At 58.3% G+C, this 15,966-nt stretch carries 14 protein-coding genes; 9 read left to right on the top strand and 5 right to left on the bottom strand.

The window, feature by feature from the left end; translation table 11 throughout:
• Positions 1 to 31 precede the first annotated feature (31 nt).
• The 3 genes from ftsA to lpxC all read left to right on the top strand — a co-directional run bounded on the left by ftsA (position 32) and on the right by lpxC (position 3,654).
• Entirely contained in the window at positions 32 to 1,267 is a 1,236-nt protein-coding gene (gene ftsA / locus ABJM11_RS12300) for a cell division protein FtsA (protein ID WP_348296778.1), read from the top strand.
• Positions 1,268 to 1,366: 99 nt separating this feature from the next.
• On the top strand, positions 1,367 to 2,524 hold the full coding sequence (ftsZ, locus tag ABJM11_RS12305) for a cell division protein FtsZ (RefSeq protein WP_285357980.1): 1,158 nt from the start codon (positions 1,367 to 1,369) through the stop codon (positions 2,522 to 2,524).
• Positions 2,525 to 2,739: 215 nt separating this feature from the next.
• Positions 2,740 to 3,654 carry a UDP-3-O-acyl-N-acetylglucosamine deacetylase gene (lpxC, locus tag ABJM11_RS12310; RefSeq protein WP_150993425.1) on the top strand — a complete coding sequence of 305 codons (915 nt, stop codon included), beginning with the start codon at positions 2,740 to 2,742 and terminating at the stop codon, positions 3,652 to 3,654.
• Positions 3,655 to 3,665: 11 nt separating this feature from the next.
• On the opposite strand, the gene ABJM11_RS12315 is transcribed toward lpxC, so the two are convergent.
• Entirely contained in the window at positions 3,666 to 4,112 is a 447-nt protein-coding gene (locus ABJM11_RS12315) for a DciA family protein (RefSeq protein ID WP_348296779.1), read from the bottom strand.
• A gap of 292 nt (positions 4,113 to 4,404) precedes the next feature.
• Between ABJM11_RS12315 and ABJM11_RS12320 the strand changes: the two genes are divergently transcribed.
• The 6 genes from ABJM11_RS12320 to ribA all read left to right on the top strand — a co-directional run bounded on the left by ABJM11_RS12320 (position 4,405) and on the right by ribA (position 11,848).
• Positions 4,405 to 5,358 (top strand): M23 family metallopeptidase, encoded by a 954-nt coding sequence (locus ABJM11_RS12320; RefSeq protein ID WP_348296780.1) that lies wholly within the window; start codon positions 4,405 to 4,407, stop codon positions 5,356 to 5,358.
• A 175-nt stretch (positions 5,359 to 5,533) separates the two neighbouring features.
• Complete coding sequence (secA, locus tag ABJM11_RS12325) at positions 5,534 to 8,281, top strand: preprotein translocase subunit SecA (RefSeq protein WP_348296781.1); 2,748 nt, start codon at positions 5,534 to 5,536, stop codon at positions 8,279 to 8,281.
• Positions 8,282 to 8,375: 94 nt separating this feature from the next.
• Entirely contained in the window at positions 8,376 to 9,593 is a 1,218-nt protein-coding gene (gene argJ / locus ABJM11_RS12330; RefSeq protein WP_348296782.1) for a bifunctional glutamate N-acetyltransferase/amino-acid acetyltransferase ArgJ, read from the top strand.
• A 2-nt stretch (positions 9,594 to 9,595) separates the two neighbouring features.
• Positions 9,596 to 10,555, top strand: a complete 960-nt coding sequence (locus ABJM11_RS12335) for a Nudix family hydrolase (protein WP_348296783.1) — start codon at positions 9,596 to 9,598, stop codon at positions 10,553 to 10,555.
• A gap of 79 nt (positions 10,556 to 10,634) precedes the next feature.
• Positions 10,635 to 11,123: a cyclic pyranopterin monophosphate synthase MoaC gene (gene moaC / locus ABJM11_RS12340; RefSeq protein WP_348296784.1), complete on the top strand. Its 489-nt coding sequence runs from the start codon at positions 10,635 to 10,637 to the stop codon at positions 11,121 to 11,123.
• A gap of 110 nt (positions 11,124 to 11,233) precedes the next feature.
• Complete coding sequence (gene ribA, locus ABJM11_RS12345; protein ID WP_348296793.1) at positions 11,234 to 11,848, top strand: GTP cyclohydrolase II; 615 nt, start codon at positions 11,234 to 11,236, stop codon at positions 11,846 to 11,848.
• A gap of 17 nt (positions 11,849 to 11,865) precedes the next feature.
• Here the strand turns inward: ribA and dxs are convergent, their stop codons facing one another.
• The 4 genes from dxs to ABJM11_RS12365 form a co-directional block, all read right to left on the bottom strand.
• Entirely contained in the window at positions 11,866 to 13,800 is a 1,935-nt protein-coding gene (gene dxs / locus ABJM11_RS12350; RefSeq protein ID WP_348296785.1) for a 1-deoxy-D-xylulose-5-phosphate synthase, read from the bottom strand.
• Between the two features lie 142 nt (positions 13,801 to 13,942).
• Positions 13,943 to 14,842, bottom strand: coding sequence for a farnesyl diphosphate synthase (locus ABJM11_RS12355; protein WP_348296786.1), 900 nt, complete (start codon positions 14,840 to 14,842; stop codon positions 13,943 to 13,945).
• Positions 14,842 to 15,096, bottom strand: coding sequence for an exodeoxyribonuclease VII small subunit (locus ABJM11_RS12360; RefSeq protein ID WP_348296787.1), 255 nt, complete (start codon positions 15,094 to 15,096; stop codon positions 14,842 to 14,844). The genes ABJM11_RS12355 and ABJM11_RS12360 overlap by 1 nt, the downstream gene beginning before the upstream one ends.
• A 48-nt stretch (positions 15,097 to 15,144) precedes the next feature.
• Positions 15,145 to 15,930, bottom strand: a complete 786-nt coding sequence (locus ABJM11_RS12365) for an NRDE family protein (protein WP_348296788.1) — start codon at positions 15,928 to 15,930, stop codon at positions 15,145 to 15,147.
• Positions 15,931 to 15,966 lie beyond the last annotated feature (36 nt).

Here is a 15,966-nt window from a genome sequence, read left to right on the forward strand (position 1 = left end):
CACAATTCAGACCTACGGTTTGGTGGAATACATGTCATCGGTTGAAACGGAAAACATGATTGTCGGCCTCGATATCGGAACCTCGAAAGTGGTTGCGATTGTCGGCAAGCGCAAAATGGACGGGACCATTGAGGTGGTGGGTATCGGGTCCAACCCGTCCCGGGGCCTCAAGCGTGGTGTGGTGGTGAACATCGAAACCACGGTCCAGGCGATACAGCGTGCTGTAGAAGAAGCAGAACTGATGGCTGGATGCCGGATTCACTCGGTGTATGCCGGTATTGCAGGCAGCCACATCAAGAGCCTGAACTCCCATGGCATTGTCGCCATCCGTGACCGGGAGGTAACCCAGGCCGATATAGACCGTGTTATCGATGCGGCTCAGGCAGTGGCTATACCGGCGGATCAGAAAATTCTCCACATACTGCCCCAGGAGTTCGTGATAGACAGCCAGGAAGGCATCAAGGAGCCCATGGGCATGTCCGGGGTGCGTCTTGAGGCGAAAGTGCATCTGGTGACCTGTGCCGTAAACGCCGCGCAGAACATTGAAAAGTGTGTGAAGCGCTGCGGTCTGGAAGTGGATGACATCATCCTCGAGCAGCTTGCCTCGAGTCACGCGATCCTCACCGAGGACGAAAAGGAACTGGGCGTCTGTGTCGTGGATATTGGCGGCGGTACCACGGATATCGCTGTGTTTACCGGTGGCGCCATTCGCCATACGGCGGTGATCCCCATTGCCGGTGACCAGGTCACCAACGACATCGCCATGGCCCTGCGCACACCCACGCAGAATGCCGAAGAGATCAAGATCAAATACGCCTGTGCCCTGACACAGCTGGCCGGGGCGGACGAAACCATCAAGGTGCCCAGTGTGGGCGACCGGGCGCCGCGGGATCTCTCCCGCCAGGCTCTGGCCGAGGTGGTGGAGCCGCGCTACGAAGAGCTGTTTACCCTGGTGCAGTCGGAACTTCGCCGCTCGGGATTTGAGGATCTGATCCCGGCCGGCATCGTGATTACCGGCGGTTCCTCCACCATGGAAGGTGTGGTGGAACTGGCCGAGGAGATCTTCCACATGCCGGTGAGGCTGGCCTGTCCGCAGGCGGTGTCCGGTATGACGGAGGTGGTCAACAACCCGATCTACGCCACTGGCGTGGGGTTGCTGATCCATGGCTTCCGCCAGATGGATCTGGGGCGGGCGCCGGCGCTTAAGGGTGAAGACGCACCCACGCTGTTTGAGCGCATGAAAGCCTGGTTTACCGGTCATTTCTGACGGTAGCCGGGAGAAGACGTACACGAAGGTATCTCGAAAATCATAATCTCGAAAAATCGGTCTGGAAAAGGCCGATAAACAGCACGAAGGAGTAGGGGAATGTTTGAACTCGTCGATAATGTCCAGCAAAACGCTGTCATTAAAGTAGTGGGTGTTGGCGGTGGAGGCGGCAATGCCGTTCGCCACATGCTCAACAGTGATATTGAAGGTGTGGAGTTCATCTGCGCCAATACCGACGCCCAGGCCCTGACGGACCTGGACGCGCGTCAGATCATCCAGCTTGGTGGCAACATCACCAAGGGCCTGGGGGCCGGCGCAAATCCGGAAGTGGGGCGCCAGTCTGCCCTGGAAGACCGTGACCGCATTGCCGAGGCACTGAAAGGCGCCGATATGGTCTTCATCACCGCCGGTATGGGTGGTGGAACCGGCACAGGGGCAGCACCGGTAGTGGCCGAAGTGGCTCGCGAACTGGGCATCCTTACCGTGGCCGTGGTCACCAAGCCGTTCATGTTTGAGGGTGGCAAGCGTATGAGCGTTGCTGACGCCGGCCTCAAGGAACTGGAAGAAACTGTTGATTCCCTGATCACCATCCCCAACGAAAAGTTGCTGGCGGTGATGGGCAAGAAAACCAGCCTGCTGGACGCGTTTGCCTCGGCCAACGATGTGCTGCTGGGAGCGGTCCAGGGGATTGCAGACCTGATTACCCGCAACGGAATGATCAATGTCGACTTTGCCGACGTAAAGACTGTCATGTCGGAGATGGGCAACGCCATGATGGGTACCGCGCGTGCCACCGGCGAAAATCGGGCCCGCGAAGCCGCAGAAGCCGCTGTACGCAGCCCGCTGCTGGAAGATATCAATCTGCAGGGCGCGAAGGGTATTCTGGTCAACATTACCGCGGGTATGGACCTCAACCTGGGCGAGTTTTCCGAGGTTGGCGATATTGTTCGCGAATTCGCATCCGATTCCGCCACTGTTGTGGTGGGTACGGTGATCGATCCGGACATGACCGACGAACTCAAGGTAACGGTGGTTGCAACCGGCCTGGGCGGTGATCGTGAAAAGCCCACCAAGGTAGTGGATAACACCCGCAGCCTTGATGGCACAACGGATTACAATCAGCTTGATCGTCCGGCAGTGTTGCGCCGCAGGGCCGTGGCCCATGGCAACGTTGCGATTGATCACAGCAAAGACAGCGAGGAGCAGGGGGTCGACTATCTCGACATTCCCGCATTCCTTCGCCGCCAGGCTGACTGATAATCTGTTGCAAAGGCGTTCAGAAGTGGAACCATTTTCGCTGAATGACGTGTGCTGACTATCATGCCGGTCTCGCGCCGGGGAGCCAGTCGAGTAGTTACAGTGGTTACAAAGAGCTACGATTGGTTAAATGGTATTCAGTGTTAACTTCTGGTATTCTCCGGGCAGATTTTTGCCCCGACTATATCGCATTTATGTGACGGAAATATGTACCGATGATCAGACAACGGACACTCAAAAACACCATCCGCGCCACCGGTGTCGGGCTTCACTCAGGGGAAAAGGTATACCTGACTCTGAAGCCGGCACCAGCGGACTCGGGCATCGTATTCCGCCGTACCGATCTCGACCCTGTGGTCGAAATCCGGGCCTGTGCGGAAAACGTGGGTGAGACCATGCTTTCCACGACACTGCTGAAAGACGGTGTCCGGGTTGCAACAGTAGAGCATTTGTTGTCAGCCATGGCTGGTCTCGGGATTGATAACTGCTTCGTCGAACTCAGTGCGGCAGAAGTACCCATTATGGACGGCTCGGCCGGACCTTTTGTGTTTCTTCTGCAGTCTGCCGGCATTGCTGAGCAGGACGCGGCCAAGCGATTTATCCGCATCAAGCGTGAAGTGACAGTTGAAGAAGGTGACAAGAAGGCGACCCTGCTGCCATTCGAAGGCTTCAAGGTCAGCTTTGGCATCGACTTCGATCACCCTGTATTCAAGGGGCGCGCCCAGACCGCAACCGTTGATTTCTCCAGCACGTCTTTCGTGAAGGAAGTCAGTCGCGCACGGACTTTCGGGTTCATGCGTGACATCGAAAAGCTGCGGGCGATGAACCTGGCGCTGGGTGGCAGTGTGGATAACGCTATCGTCGTTGACGACTACAAGATCCTCAACGAAGACGGGCTGCGTTACGACGATGAATTCGTCAAGCACAAGCTGCTGGATGCCATTGGTGACCTCTACCAGTTGGGTAATAGCCTGATTGGTGAGTTCCGTGGTATCAAATCCGGCCACGATCTGAATAACAAGCTTTTGCGCAAGCTCAGGGCTGAAGAGGATGCATGGGAAGTGGTGACCTTTGACGATGAGGCCGCTGCCCCGATTTCCTATATGAAACCTGTGCTGGCGGCGGGCTAGGGCAGGACGCCTTAATCCCGGACGTGGCTTGCGAGTTTTTCGAGAACCTCGCGTAATTGTTTGTCCTTCGTGTGCCCGGCCTCCTCTTTGAGGAGCCGGGCATTTTCGTTGCTCAGCGGCGTCATTTTCACTTCAGGTCGTTCATTGAACCGTGGTGGCACGACTTTTACCTTCAGTTTCCAGACAAAGCGGAACAGTTCCTGCTTGCGCAATTCTTCCATGATTTCGTGCTGGCGAAAGCGTATCTGGCTGGCAGCCGTGGCTGCTGGCGCCGACAGCACCAACTCACCCTCCTTACAGCTGACAAATCGGGTGCCTTTGGCAAGGCTCTCGGGCAGTGCCGCGAGAACCAGCTGTTCAGCCCGTGTATGATGCTGGGCCTTGGCCATCAGCTCCCGCAGGGTTGAAGCCCTGGAGAAACTGTCCGGCGTCAATTCGAGGTCGGTTTTCTTTTTCATGGCAATCAGTAGTTCTCGACGACAACGGTAACGATTGGTTACACTTCGGCACGGTTAATAGGCAGAGCCTGTATTACACTCGTTTTACATTGCTTGGCGCGTGTATGTCCACGGGTGACTGCCATTTTATTAATTGTAGTCGTTGCATGGGATGGCACGGGCGTTTCAGGCGCGGTCACTGCTGCCCAGGATTGAGTAGTCGGAGAGGAGCTCCGCAATCTGGCAAAGGATGCCACGGCAGGCCCAGTCAGAACACTCAGGATGCAACACTACAGGATCGGGTTGCGTCCCCATGAAACCAGAAAACGATATGAATATTATCCTCGTTGGCAAACGCCATGGGAAGTCCCGTGCGGTTTCGTTAAACGCTCCAGTTGCAGTCGGTCTGGTCTTTACCGTAACTGCACTGCTGGCAGTGGCAGGCTGGTCTGGCTATCAGATCGCCTTGGAGCAAGCCGAAGCGACGGAACCCGCAGAGTCGGAACTGGTGGCCGAATGGCGCTCTAAACTGACTGAACAGAAGCTCGAGCTCGCGCAAATTGAGCGGAACGTCCAGCAGCAGGTTGACGCACTGACACTTCGGCTGGGTGAGATGCAGGGGCGCCTGCTTCGCCTCGATGCACTCGGTCAGCGATTTGTGGAGTCGGGTCTTGTGGCCAGTGACGAATTCGATTTTGATCAGCCGGCTGCGGTAGGTGGCCCCGAAGACGGTCTGGATGGCGATTCTTACACGGCTCCCGAGCTCACCGGTATGATTGATCAGCTGGCAAGGCGTATTGAAGACCGTGAACAGCAGCTACGTATGCTGGATATGGTCACTTCCCGCCAGAAGCTTGAAAAAGAACTCTATGTCCAAGGCCGTCCGATTACCTGGGGCTGGTTGTCTTCCAAGTATGGTTATCGTTCGGACCCCTTTACCGGAAAGCGTACCTGGCACGCCGGTGTCGACCTGGCGGGCAAGGAAGGCAGTGACATAATTGCCGTTGCCGGAGGTGTGGTCACCTACGCCGATGAACGCTACGGTTATGGCAACCTGGTTGAGATAGACCACGGTGATGGCCTGCTGACCCGTTACGCTCACGCCAAGACGATCAAGGTCAAGGTCGGGGACGTGGTCCAGAAAGGCCAGGTGTTGGCACTGATGGGCAGCACAGGCCGTTCTACAGGACCCCATGTGCATTTTGAAGTGATTCGGAGCGGTAAGTCCGAGAACCCGGAAACCTATATCAAGAGAGCCAGCCGCTAGGCGGCCTGTCAGGCGTCCAAAGCGGCGCCAGACTCCTTCCTGTTGCCCCGGCCCGGTACCCTTTTTTCAATCTTTTCAGCGTTGTGACAGGCTTCTGTGAGGCCTGACTTTTGTACTGCTGCGAAATAAGGTTAGAATGCCGGCTTCCTCCGTTTAATCAAAGAAGCAGTGGTCTATGTTCACAAAGCTTGCAACCAAGATGTTCGGCAGTAAGAACGCCAGAGAAATCAAGCGAATGCGCAAAACTGTCTCGCGCATTAATGAACTTGAAGAACAGTATGGCAATTTGTCGGACACCGAGTTGCAGGGAAAGACCGCCGAATTCCGTCGCCGCTATGAAGAGGGCGAAACCCTGGATGCGCTGCTTCCGGAAGCCTTTGCCACTGCCAGAGAGGCCAGCCGGCGGGTCATGGGCATGCGTCATTACGACGTACAGATGGTTGGTGGTATAACGCTGCACGAAGGCCGGATTTCCGAGATGAAAACCGGCGAGGGTAAAACCCTTGTGGCCACGCTGGCGGTTTACCTGAATGCTCTGACCGGAAAAGGCGTTCATCTGGTAACGGTAAACGATTATCTGGCTCGCCGCGACGCTGAGTGGATGGGCAAGCTGTACCGTTTTCTGGGCCTTCAGGTTGGCGTCGTGGTTGCCGGACAGCCCCAGGAAGAGAAGCGGGCTGCCTATCAGGCCGACATTACCTACGGTACCAATAACGAGTTCGGCTTCGATTACCTCCGGGATAACATGGCGTTCAGCACCGAAGACAAGGTGCAGCGCGGATTGCACTTCGCCATTGTCGATGAAGTGGACTCCATTCTGATTGACGAAGCCCGTACGCCGCTGATCATTTCCGGTGCCGCTGAAGACAGCTCAAAGCTCTACCTGGCCATCAACGAACTGGTGCCAAGACTGGAGCAGGGCGAAGTAAGCGAAGAAGAAGCCGAACCCACCGGTGACTTCACGATTGATGAGAAGTCCCGTCAGGTAGAGCTGACGGAAAGTGGTCATGAGCGAGTGGAAGAGCTGTTGCTGGAGCGCGGCCTGCTGAAAGAAGGCGAGAGCCTTTATTCCGCCGCCAACCTCAGCCTGTTGCACCATATCCATTCAGCCCTCAGGGCGCACCATCTGTTCCAGAAGGATGTGGACTACATCGTTCAGGGTGACCAGGTTGTCATCGTCGATGAGCATACCGGCCGCACCATGCCTGGTCGCCGCTGGAGTGAGGGCCTGCACCAGGCGATCGAGGCCAAAGAAGGTGTCCGTATCCAGGCGGAAAGTCAGACCCTGGCGTCCACGACCTTCCAGAACTATTTCCGCCTCTACGAAAAGCTCGCGGGCATGACTGGCACCGCCGACACGGAAGCCTTCGAATTCCGCCAGATTTACGGTTTGGATGTTGTGGTTATTCCCCCCAACAAACCGATTCAGCGGGTCGACTATAACGACCTGATCTATCTGACCCAGGAAGAAAAATTCCACGCTATTATTGATGAGATCAAGGACGTGACGACTGAAGGGCGGCCAATCCTGGTGGGCACCGCCTCTATCGAAGCATCCGAGCTTTTATCCATGCTCCTCAAAAAAGCGCGGATTGATCATAAGATCCTGAACGCCAAACAACACGAAAGCGAAGCCCAGATCATTGCCCAGGCTGGTCGCCCGGGGGCGGTTACCATTGCCACCAACATGGCAGGCCGTGGTACTGACATTGTGCTCGGTGGTAACTGGGAATTCGAGGTGGCGGGTCTGGACAACCCCACCGAAGAAGAAGTTGCCCGTATCAAGGCAGAGTGGACAGAGCGTCATAACCAGGTGCTGGAGGCTGGCGGCCTGCACATTATTGGCACCGAGCGCCATGAATCCCGTCGTATCGATAATCAGCTCCGTGGCCGTGCCGGTCGTCAGGGCGACCCTGGTTCGTCACGATTCTTCCTGTCCCTGGAAGACAACCTGATGCGGATCTTCGCGCCTGACCGGGTGAAGAGTCTGATGCAGGCCATGGGCATGAAGAAGGGGGAGGCCATCGAACATCGCATGGTCACCAACGCCATCGAAAAGTCCCAGCGCAAGGTGGAAGGCCGCAACTTTGATATGCGGAAAACCCTGCTGGAATATGATGATGTCGCCAATGATCAGCGCACGGTGATCTATGATCAGCGTAATGAGGTGATGTCCTCCGAAGATATCTCCGACATGGTCAAAACCATCCGCGAAGACGTTGTGGACTCATTGATCAGTGAATTCATCCCGCCGCAGAGCATGCCCGAGCAGTGGGATGTTCCAGGCCTTGAAAGTCAGTTGCAGTCGGAACTGGCCATTAATCTCCCGGTTCAGAAGTGGCTGGATGAAGACAGCAAGCTGTTCGAGGAGAACCTCAGGCAGCGGATTCTTGATGAGATTGTCGCAGCCTATGAGGCCAAGGAAGAGATTGCCGGCTCTGAGCCCATGCGCAAGTTCGAGAAGCAGGTGTTCCTGCAGGTGCTTGATACTCTGTGGAAGGAGCACCTGTCGAACATGGATCATCTTCGCCGTGGTATCCACCTGCGTGGTTATGCCCAGAAGAACCCGAAACAGGAATACAAGCGTGAGGCATTCAACCTGTTTGAAAGCATGCTGGAAACCATGAAGCGTGATGTAGTGCGGGTGCTTTCGCACGTTCGCGTGCAGAGTCGCGAAGAGATGGAAGAGGTGGAGCGCCGCCGCAAGGAAGAACTGGAGCGCGAGCTTGCCCAGGCGCGACTGCGCCATGACGAGACCAGCGTCACCGGCCAGAAGCAGGACGACAATGCAGGTGCGTCCGGTGCCCAACCCCAGGGTACCCCCGAAACCTTCGTGCGACAGGAAAAGAAAGTCGGTCGCAACGAGCCTTGCCCCTGCGGGTCCGGCAAGAAGTATAAGCAGTGTTGCGGAAAGGTCAGCTGAAGCCCGTTACTGACCAGTAGAATAACGACCCGCACCCTGGCCCAGTCAGGCTGCGGGTTTTTCGTTTGGTAGCTGTTGTGGAAGGAGAACGAAGATGGCAGTTGGTCCAGGCACCTTGCCGACATTTTTTCCGGTTGCCGGCGTAAGGCTCGGTATCGGTAGCGCCGGCATCAAAAAGCCGGGCAGGAAGGATCTGGTGGTTATTGAGCTGGCCCCGGGCAGCCGTGTGGCAGGTATCTTTACCCGTAACCAGTTCTGCGCCGCGCCGGTCCATATTACCCGTCGGCATCTGGCCAGTGACGCCCCCCGGTACCTGTTGATCAACACCGGCAATGCCAATGCTGGCACCGGGGAGCAGGGCATGAAAGACGCACAGGCCTGTTGCCAGGCGCTGGCAGACCAAGCCGGCGTGCCGGCCGGGGCAATACTGCCGTTTTCAACGGGTGTTATTGGTGAGCCATTGCCGGTGGATAAAATCATTACTGCTCTGCCACATGCGTTGCAGGACGTCTCCGAATCGCATTGGGCGGAGGCCGCTTCCGGGATCATGACCACAGACACCCGGCCCAAGGGCGCAACCCGCCAGATAGAGGTGGATGGCCACAAGGTGTCGATTTCCGGCATCAGCAAGGGGGCAGGCATGATCCGGCCCAACATGGCCACCATGCTCGGGTTTATTGCAACAGACGCAAAAATTGCCCCGGACGTGTTGGCGTCCCTGGCCTCGGAGCTGGGGGAGAGCTCTTTCAACCGTATAACCATTGACGGCGACACCTCCACCAACGATGCCTGCATGCTGATTGCCAGCGGCCGGTATGACGGCCCGGAGATCACCGCTGACAGTCCCTACCTGCCGGAGCTCAAATCGGTACTGCGGGAAGTCTTCCTTGAACTGGCCCACGCCATTGTCCGGGACGGGGAGGGGGCCACCAAGTTCGTAACCATTGAGGTCAGCCGGGCAGGTTCCGTTCAGGAGGCCCTGGACGTTGCCTACACCGTGGCCCACTCTCCCCTGGTCAAAACTGCTCTGTTTGCTTCCGACCCCAACTGGGGGCGGATTCTGGCGGCCGTAGGCCGTGCCGGCATAGAACGGCTGGACCTCGGTGCCCTGGAAATCTGGTTGGGAGATGTCTGCCTGGTTCGCAACGGCGGTCGTGCTGAAGACTACAGCGAGTCCCGGGGGAAGGCGGTGATGGCTGGCGAGGAAATTACCATACATATCGACCTCAAACGTGGCGAGGTCATGGAGCGTGTTTGGACCTGCGACTTTTCCCATGACTATGTCACCATCAATGCCGAGTACCGTACCTGACCATGACCGTTGTGCAGGAAATACACGTCGCGGTGGGAGCCATTTTCCGTGACGGCAAGGTGCTGATAGCACGCCGTCCGGAGCATGTTCACCAGGGCGGTCTGCTGGAGTTTCCCGGCGGCAAGGTCGAGCCGGGTGAAAGTGTTCAGCAGGCACTGGTCAGGGAAATCCGGGAAGAGACAGGGCTGCGTATTGCCCCTGACTCCCTGGAGCCGCTAATTGAAGTTCGCCACGACTACGGGGACAAACAGGTGTTTCTTGACGTCTGGCTTACGTCATCCGCCGAGGGTGATGCGCAAGGTTGTGAAGGGCAGGAGATTCGCTGGCTTGACGCCCGGGAGCTGGCCGATGCCGACTTCCCGGCTGCGAACCGGCCGATTATCCGTGCGCTTCAGCTGCCTCGCCATTACGCCATTACCGGCGCCGCGGAAAGCGAGGATGCTTTTCTCCTGCAACTGCGGGAAAGTGGGGGCAATAAGGGCGCGGAACTTTGTCTGCTCCGGGCGCCGGAGTTGGGAGATGTGGCGTACGCCCGGCTCGCGGATGGAGCTCTGGAGATCTGTCAGGCCGGTGGTTTCGGGCTGATGTTGCATGGTTCACCGTCCCTGGTTGAACAATTTCCGCAGGCTTGCGGTGTGCATTTGCCCTGGCGTGTGGCCCGGCAGTTTTCCGCCCGCCCTGTTGCTGACAACTACCTGCTCGCGGTGTCCTGTCACGATGAAAGGGAAATTGCCCACGCTCTCCAGTTACAGGCGGACTTCGTTACCCTTGGCACGGTGAAGCCTACGTCCTCCCATCCTGGTGACCCCGGGATTGGCTGGCATCGTTTCCGCGAACTGGTCGCTACCGCCACCCTCCCCGTTTATGCCCTGGGCGGCCTCTCTCTGGCCGATATGGCTGAGGCTCGAAGTGCCGGTGCTCAGGGTATTGCCGGTATCAGTTACTGGTGGTTTGACGCCTGATAGCGATCAGGCTGCAGAGCCTGTGCGCTCTGGTATGATAGTGGCAATAACACCCACCCGATGATTCCCTGGAGAGATTGTGAGTAAACTGACGCATCTTGATGAAAAAGGCGCTGCACGGATAGTCGATGTGACGTCCAAGGCAGTCACCGAGCGAGAGGCCAGGGCGGAAGCACTGATCAGGATGGCACCTGAAACCCTCGCAATGATCGTGGAAGGACAGCACCCCAAGGGGGACGTATTGGCGGTCGCCCGGGTGGCGGGCATTATGGCGGCGAAAAAAACCCACGACCTGATTCCCTTGTGCCACGCGCTGAACCTGACGTCGGTGAAAGTTGAGCTGACGCCGGGTGAAGATGGTGCGTCGGTCCATATTGCCACGCTCTGCAAACTCGCGGGGCAGACGGGCGTCGAAATGGAGGCCCTCACTGCGGCCAGCGTGGCTGCGCTGACTCTCTACGATATGTGTAAAGCGGTTGATCGCGGCATGGTGGTGGACAATGTCCGCCTGCTGGAGAAGAAGGGAGGGCGCAGTGGCCACTGGTCCGCTTCGGACTCCGCTTCGTAAGTGCTGTATGAACCAGCAATTCCGGAGGAATGACCGTGCAGAGACTACGCCAGGAAGGTGGCCACGTGATAGAATGCGCGGCCCGATTGACTGAACCACGAGGAAGCACTGTGGCCGTTCGTTACATCCAGACATGCCGGTTGCCTACCCCTTTCGGCGTTTTCGACATGCATGGTTTCGAGGAGCCGGACACCGGGAAGGAACATGTGGCACTTACGCTGGGTGAGCTTGACAGCCCCGAGCCAATGCTGGCGCGGACACACTCTGAATGCCTGACCGGCGATGCGCTTTACAGCATGCGCTGTGATTGTGGTTACCAGCTTGAGGAAGCGCTGCGTAGCATAGCCCGTGAAGGCCGTGGCATTCTGATGTACTTACGTCAGGAGGGCCGGGGTATCGGCCTGTTGAACAAGATCCGTGCCTACAATCTGCAGGATCAGGGCGCCGACACGGTGGAGGCCAACGAACAGCTTGGGTTTGCCGCTGACCTGCGGGACTACAGCATGTGCCGGGATATGCTTGAGCATCTGGGTATCAGCAGCCTCCGGCTGATGACCAACAATCCTCGCAAGGTAGACGCGCTGACGGACCTGGGTATTGAAATCGCGGAGCGCGTACCGCTGCACGTGGGTCGCAATCCTCACAACGAGCATTACCTGAATACCAAGCAGAGCAAACTTGGACACTGGTTCGAAACACACCAGGATGACGACCCCACCGTCTGAATACTGCCGCTGACGGCCTACTTCACCGCCTTGAGCGACTGAGTGTATCTCATTCGCTCCCGGCGGCTCTCAATAGTGCGCTTGATTCCTTCTGCATCCAGACCGCACGCCGACAGCAGTTCACCGTGTTTGCCGTGATCAATGAAGGTGTCCGGAAGCCCGATCTGAAGTACCGGCTGGCTGACGTCACGGCTGTTCAGGAACTCCGTCACGGCGCTGCCGGCACCGCCGGCAATGGCATTTTCCTCAACAGTGACCAGCAGCTCGTGCCGTTCCGCTAGTGACAGAATCAGCTCCGCATCCAGCGGTTTTACAAAACGCATGTCGGCCACCGTGGCGCCCAGTGCTTCGGCCGCTTCCAGTGCCGGCGTGAGCAGGGTGCCAAAGTTCAGGATGGCAATGTCTGTGCCTTCTTGCACCACACGTCCCTTGCCGATCGGCAACGGAGCTAGCTCCTGGACAATCTCGGTGCCAGGACCGGTTCCCCGGGGGTAGCGAACTGCTGCGGGCCCCTCGAACAGCATGCCGGTGTGCAGCAACTGACGGGTTTCGTTTTCGTCAGAGGGTGTCATCACGATCATGTTGGGGACGCAGCGCAGGTAGCTGATGTCGAATGCGCCAGCATGGGTGGGGCCATCCTCTCCCACCAGGCCGGCGCGATCAATGGCAAACAGTACATCCAGGTTCTGTATGGCCACATCGTGAATTAACTGGTCGTAGGCGCGTTGCAGGAATGTGGAGTAGATGGCAACCACTGGCTTGGCTCCGTCACAGGCCAGTCCTGCCGCCAGGGTGACGGAGTGCTGCTCGGCAATGGCGACGTCGAAATACCGGTCCGGGAAGCGCTGGGAGAATGCCAGCAGGTCGGAGCCTTCACACATGGCCGGCGTGATGCCAACAATGCGTTCGTCCGTTTCCGCGGCGTCACACAGCCATTGGCCAAAGATATTGGCGTACTTGGGCCGTGATGGCTTGGGCGCCACCGGTTCGGGCTTGCTGGCAGGCACCGGCTCGATCTTGTTGATGGCGTGATAGCCAATGGGATCGGCTTCAGCCGGCGCGAACCCCTTGCCTTTGGTTGTTACCACATGAAGGAACTGCGGTCCGTCCAGCTCGCGGATATTTTCCAGGGTCTCGACCAGCAGGGGCAGGTCGTGGCCATCGATGGGACCGATGTAGTTGAAGCCGAGCTCCTCGAACAGAGTTCCCGGAGCAATCATGCCCTTGAAGTGTTCCTCGGTCTTGCGGGCCAGCGCCATCAGGTGAGGCGCTCCCTGGAGTACCCGTTTGCTGCTGTCCCGTACCTGGTTGTAGGTTCGGCTCGCCAGCAATTTGGCAAAGTAGTTCGACAGCCCTCCCACATTGCGGGAAATGGACATGTCGTTGTCGTTAAGAATCACCAGCATATCGGCGTGCAGATGGCCGGCGTGATTCAGTGCCTCAAAGGCCATGCCCGCAGTCATGGCGCCGTCACCGATCACGGCGATGCTTTTGCGGCCAGTGCCCTGCAGGCGCGAGGCGACGGCCATGCCCAGGGCGGCACTGATCGACGTGCTGGAGTGCCCAACACCGAAGGTGTCGTATTCGCTCTCTGCCCGTTTCGGAAAGCCCGCCAGGCCATCCTTGCGGCGAATGCTGCTCATGCGCTCGCGACGACCGGTGAGGATCTTGTGGGGGTAGGCCTGATGCCCTACATCCCATACCAGGCGGTCTTCGGGCGTATTGAACACATAGTGCAGGGCAACGGTCAGTTCAAGAACCCCGAGGCCGGCACCAAAGTGTCCGCCGGTTTGCCCTACGGACCATAGCAGGAATGCACGCAGTTCCCTGGCGAGTTGGGTCAGCTGGTCGTCTGCCAGCTCTCGCAGCTGGGCGGGAGCATCAATCCTGTCCAGGAGCGGCGTGTTGGGCCGTTTTGACGGGATTTCCTTGAAAGTATATGTATCCTGCATCTGCTCGGGTCTTTTCCGGGTGGTTCAATAAGTGGGTTCTATTATAGGGGATGAAGGCGCCCGGTTTCATACTGATTGGGCCAGACAGGCTGCACCAGTTCTTCACCCTGGTTGCCAGTGTGCATCCCAGCGCCGTGATGGTTCAATGGGTGCGGGCAACCACGTAGCCTGCCATGTCCCTGAGTATGTCGCCTTCCTCGCCAAACCCCTCCAGGCTGGACAGTGCGGCGTCCAGCAACTGGGCGAGGTAGTCTCTGGCGCCCATGGTGCCGAGCAGCGAAGGGTAGGTGGGCTTGGCGCGGGCAAGGTCCGACCCCTGGGGCTTTCCGATGACGGCTGTATCACCTTCAATATCCAGCAGATCATCCTGTACCTGGAAGGCCAGCCCCAGGGTTTGTGAATAAATGGTAAGGGCTGACAGTTGGTCATCACTGACGCCGGGAGCCGTCAAAGCACCCATTCGTACACTGGCGGCAATCAGGGCGCCGGTTTTGTGGCGGTGCATCTTTTCCAGCTGGTCGATGGTCAGCCTCTTGCCAACGGATTCCAGGTCGATGGCCTGGCCGCCCACCATGCCCAGGTGTCCGCTGGCCGAGGCCAGCTCCCGTATCAGGGCCAGGCGGATCTGGTCACTCAGCCCCGGGGCGTCGGCCAGCCAGCCGAATGCCAGGGTCTGCAGGGCATCGCCGGCAAGAATGGCGGTGGCCTCGTCGAAGGCAATATGGGTTGTGGCGCGGCCCCGCCGCAATTCGTCGTCATCCATGGCGGGCAGGTCATCGTGAATCAGCGAATAGGCATGGACCAGTTCGAGGGTGCAAGCCGGAACAGTCGCCTTGTCCTGCGGCTGCCCCAGCGCAGCCGCCGCCGCCATGCACAGGGCGGGGCGAATACGCTTGCCGCCACCCAGTACGCTGTACCTCATGGCCTGCTGCAGGCGGCCAGAACCATTGCCAGTGGCAGAGAGCCGTCGCTCCAGTTCTGTGTCGATCCGCTGGCGGCACTCTTCCAGAAATGTTGTCAGGCGGCTGTTCGGTGCTGGCATCAGGCAGGTTCGTCCGGGGCAAAAGGTTTCGTTTCCAGTGTGCCGTCGCTGTTTTCCACCAACTGTTCCACGCGCTGTTCCGCCGTCTTGAGCGCCTGCTGGCACTCGCGTGTGAGCTTGACCCCCCGCTCGAACGCTGTCAGCGACTGCTCCAGGGACAATTCGCCCTGTTCCAGGTCACGGACCAGTTTTTCCAGCTCATCCAGGGACTTCTCAAAGTCGGCGATGGACGCCGTGCTTTTCTCGCCGGCCATACAGGGCCTCCGGTTGCTTCGCGGAATTTCGCGGATTATACCAAAGCTTCAGGCCGGCCGCTGCCAGCAGAATGCTCTGGCCTCCTCCTTTTTGCCCTCCGGTCCCCAAACCTGCTCGGTCACGCGAATCTCCCCTGAGGCGCTTACGGTGACGACCGTGGTGGCACGGGTACCGTAATCACTGCCGATAATGAAAGGCGATGACAGAAAGCGCTCGGTCTCCCTGCCCACTCCGGTGTCGGGAAGCTCATGGTCGGGAGCGGGTGTGGTGTCCTGGAGCTGAGTGATCAGGCTTTGATGGAGGTTCTCCGTGGTTCCTGAGCTGGCTTTCTCAAGTATCCCCGAAACCGAGTTCCTGAGACGGAGCAGCTTGGGCCAGGGTGTTTGCAGCAGATGATTACTGAGCCCATAGGTGCCACGGTGAACGTGGCGGCCGGGGTGGGCGTCCCGGTTACTGAAATACCAGCCATGTTCCGCGTTCAGACTGACCAGGTTGAACCCGGAGTACCGGTTTTTCTGTTGCCGGAGCCGTGATTCCAGGGCATCACTGTCCTGGGCAAGAGCCCGTAGTGGAAGTTCGCCACGGGAGCTGGTGCCAGCCGCCTGTGAGCCTTCCCGTACGTTGGTCACCGCGGAAACGTGACCATTGGTGTCAATGGCGAGCCAGGTCCCGCCGGACAGCAGATCGCGCCCCGCAAGAACCTCCCGGCCGGCGGTTTCGCTGGGCCACCAGTCCATGGCAGCAGTAGGGCGGCGAAAGAACTCATCACGATTCGCGGCCACCACCAGTGGGAATTCGGAATGCTGGCGCAGGGAAAAAACAATCAGGCACATGGGGTGGGCTCATCCATCACGAGTGAACAAAGGTGC

Source organism: Marinobacter sp. (genome assembly GCF_039977835.1).
GTDB lineage: Bacteria > Pseudomonadota > Gammaproteobacteria > Pseudomonadales > Oleiphilaceae > Marinobacter.

What these genes read in the sequence shown, in the direction of transcription:
- ABJM11_RS12365 (WP_348296788.1), bottom strand. Translation starts at nt 15,930, where the DNA reads ATGTGCCTGATTGTTTTTTCCCTGCGCCAGCATTCCGAATTCCCACTG.
- dxs (WP_348296785.1), bottom strand. Translation starts at nt 13,800, where the DNA reads ATGCAGGATACATATACTTTCAAGGAAATCCCGTCAAAACGGCCCAAC.
- ABJM11_RS12315 (WP_348296779.1), bottom strand. Translation starts at nt 4,112, where the DNA reads ATGAAAAAGAAAACCGACCTCGAATTGACGCCGGACAGTTTCTCCAGG.
- ftsA (WP_348296778.1), top strand. Translation starts at nt 32, where the DNA reads ATGTCATCGGTTGAAACGGAAAACATGATTGTCGGCCTCGATATCGGA.
- argJ (WP_348296782.1), top strand. Translation starts at nt 8,376, where the DNA reads ATGGCAGTTGGTCCAGGCACCTTGCCGACATTTTTTCCGGTTGCCGGC.
- ftsZ (WP_285357980.1), top strand. Translation starts at nt 1,367, where the DNA reads ATGTTTGAACTCGTCGATAATGTCCAGCAAAACGCTGTCATTAAAGTA.
- ABJM11_RS12360 (WP_348296787.1), bottom strand. Translation starts at nt 15,096, where the DNA reads ATGGCCGGCGAGAAAAGCACGGCGTCCATCGCCGACTTTGAGAAGTCC.
- ABJM11_RS12355 (WP_348296786.1), bottom strand. Translation starts at nt 14,842, where the DNA reads ATGCCAGCACCGAACAGCCGCCTGACAACATTTCTGGAAGAGTGCCGC.
- ABJM11_RS12320 (WP_348296780.1), top strand. Translation starts at nt 4,405, where the DNA reads ATGAAACCAGAAAACGATATGAATATTATCCTCGTTGGCAAACGCCAT.
- secA (WP_348296781.1), top strand. Translation starts at nt 5,534, where the DNA reads ATGTTCACAAAGCTTGCAACCAAGATGTTCGGCAGTAAGAACGCCAGA.
- lpxC (WP_150993425.1), top strand. Translation starts at nt 2,740, where the DNA reads ATGATCAGACAACGGACACTCAAAAACACCATCCGCGCCACCGGTGTC.
- ABJM11_RS12335 (WP_348296783.1), top strand. Translation starts at nt 9,596, where the DNA reads ATGACCGTTGTGCAGGAAATACACGTCGCGGTGGGAGCCATTTTCCGT.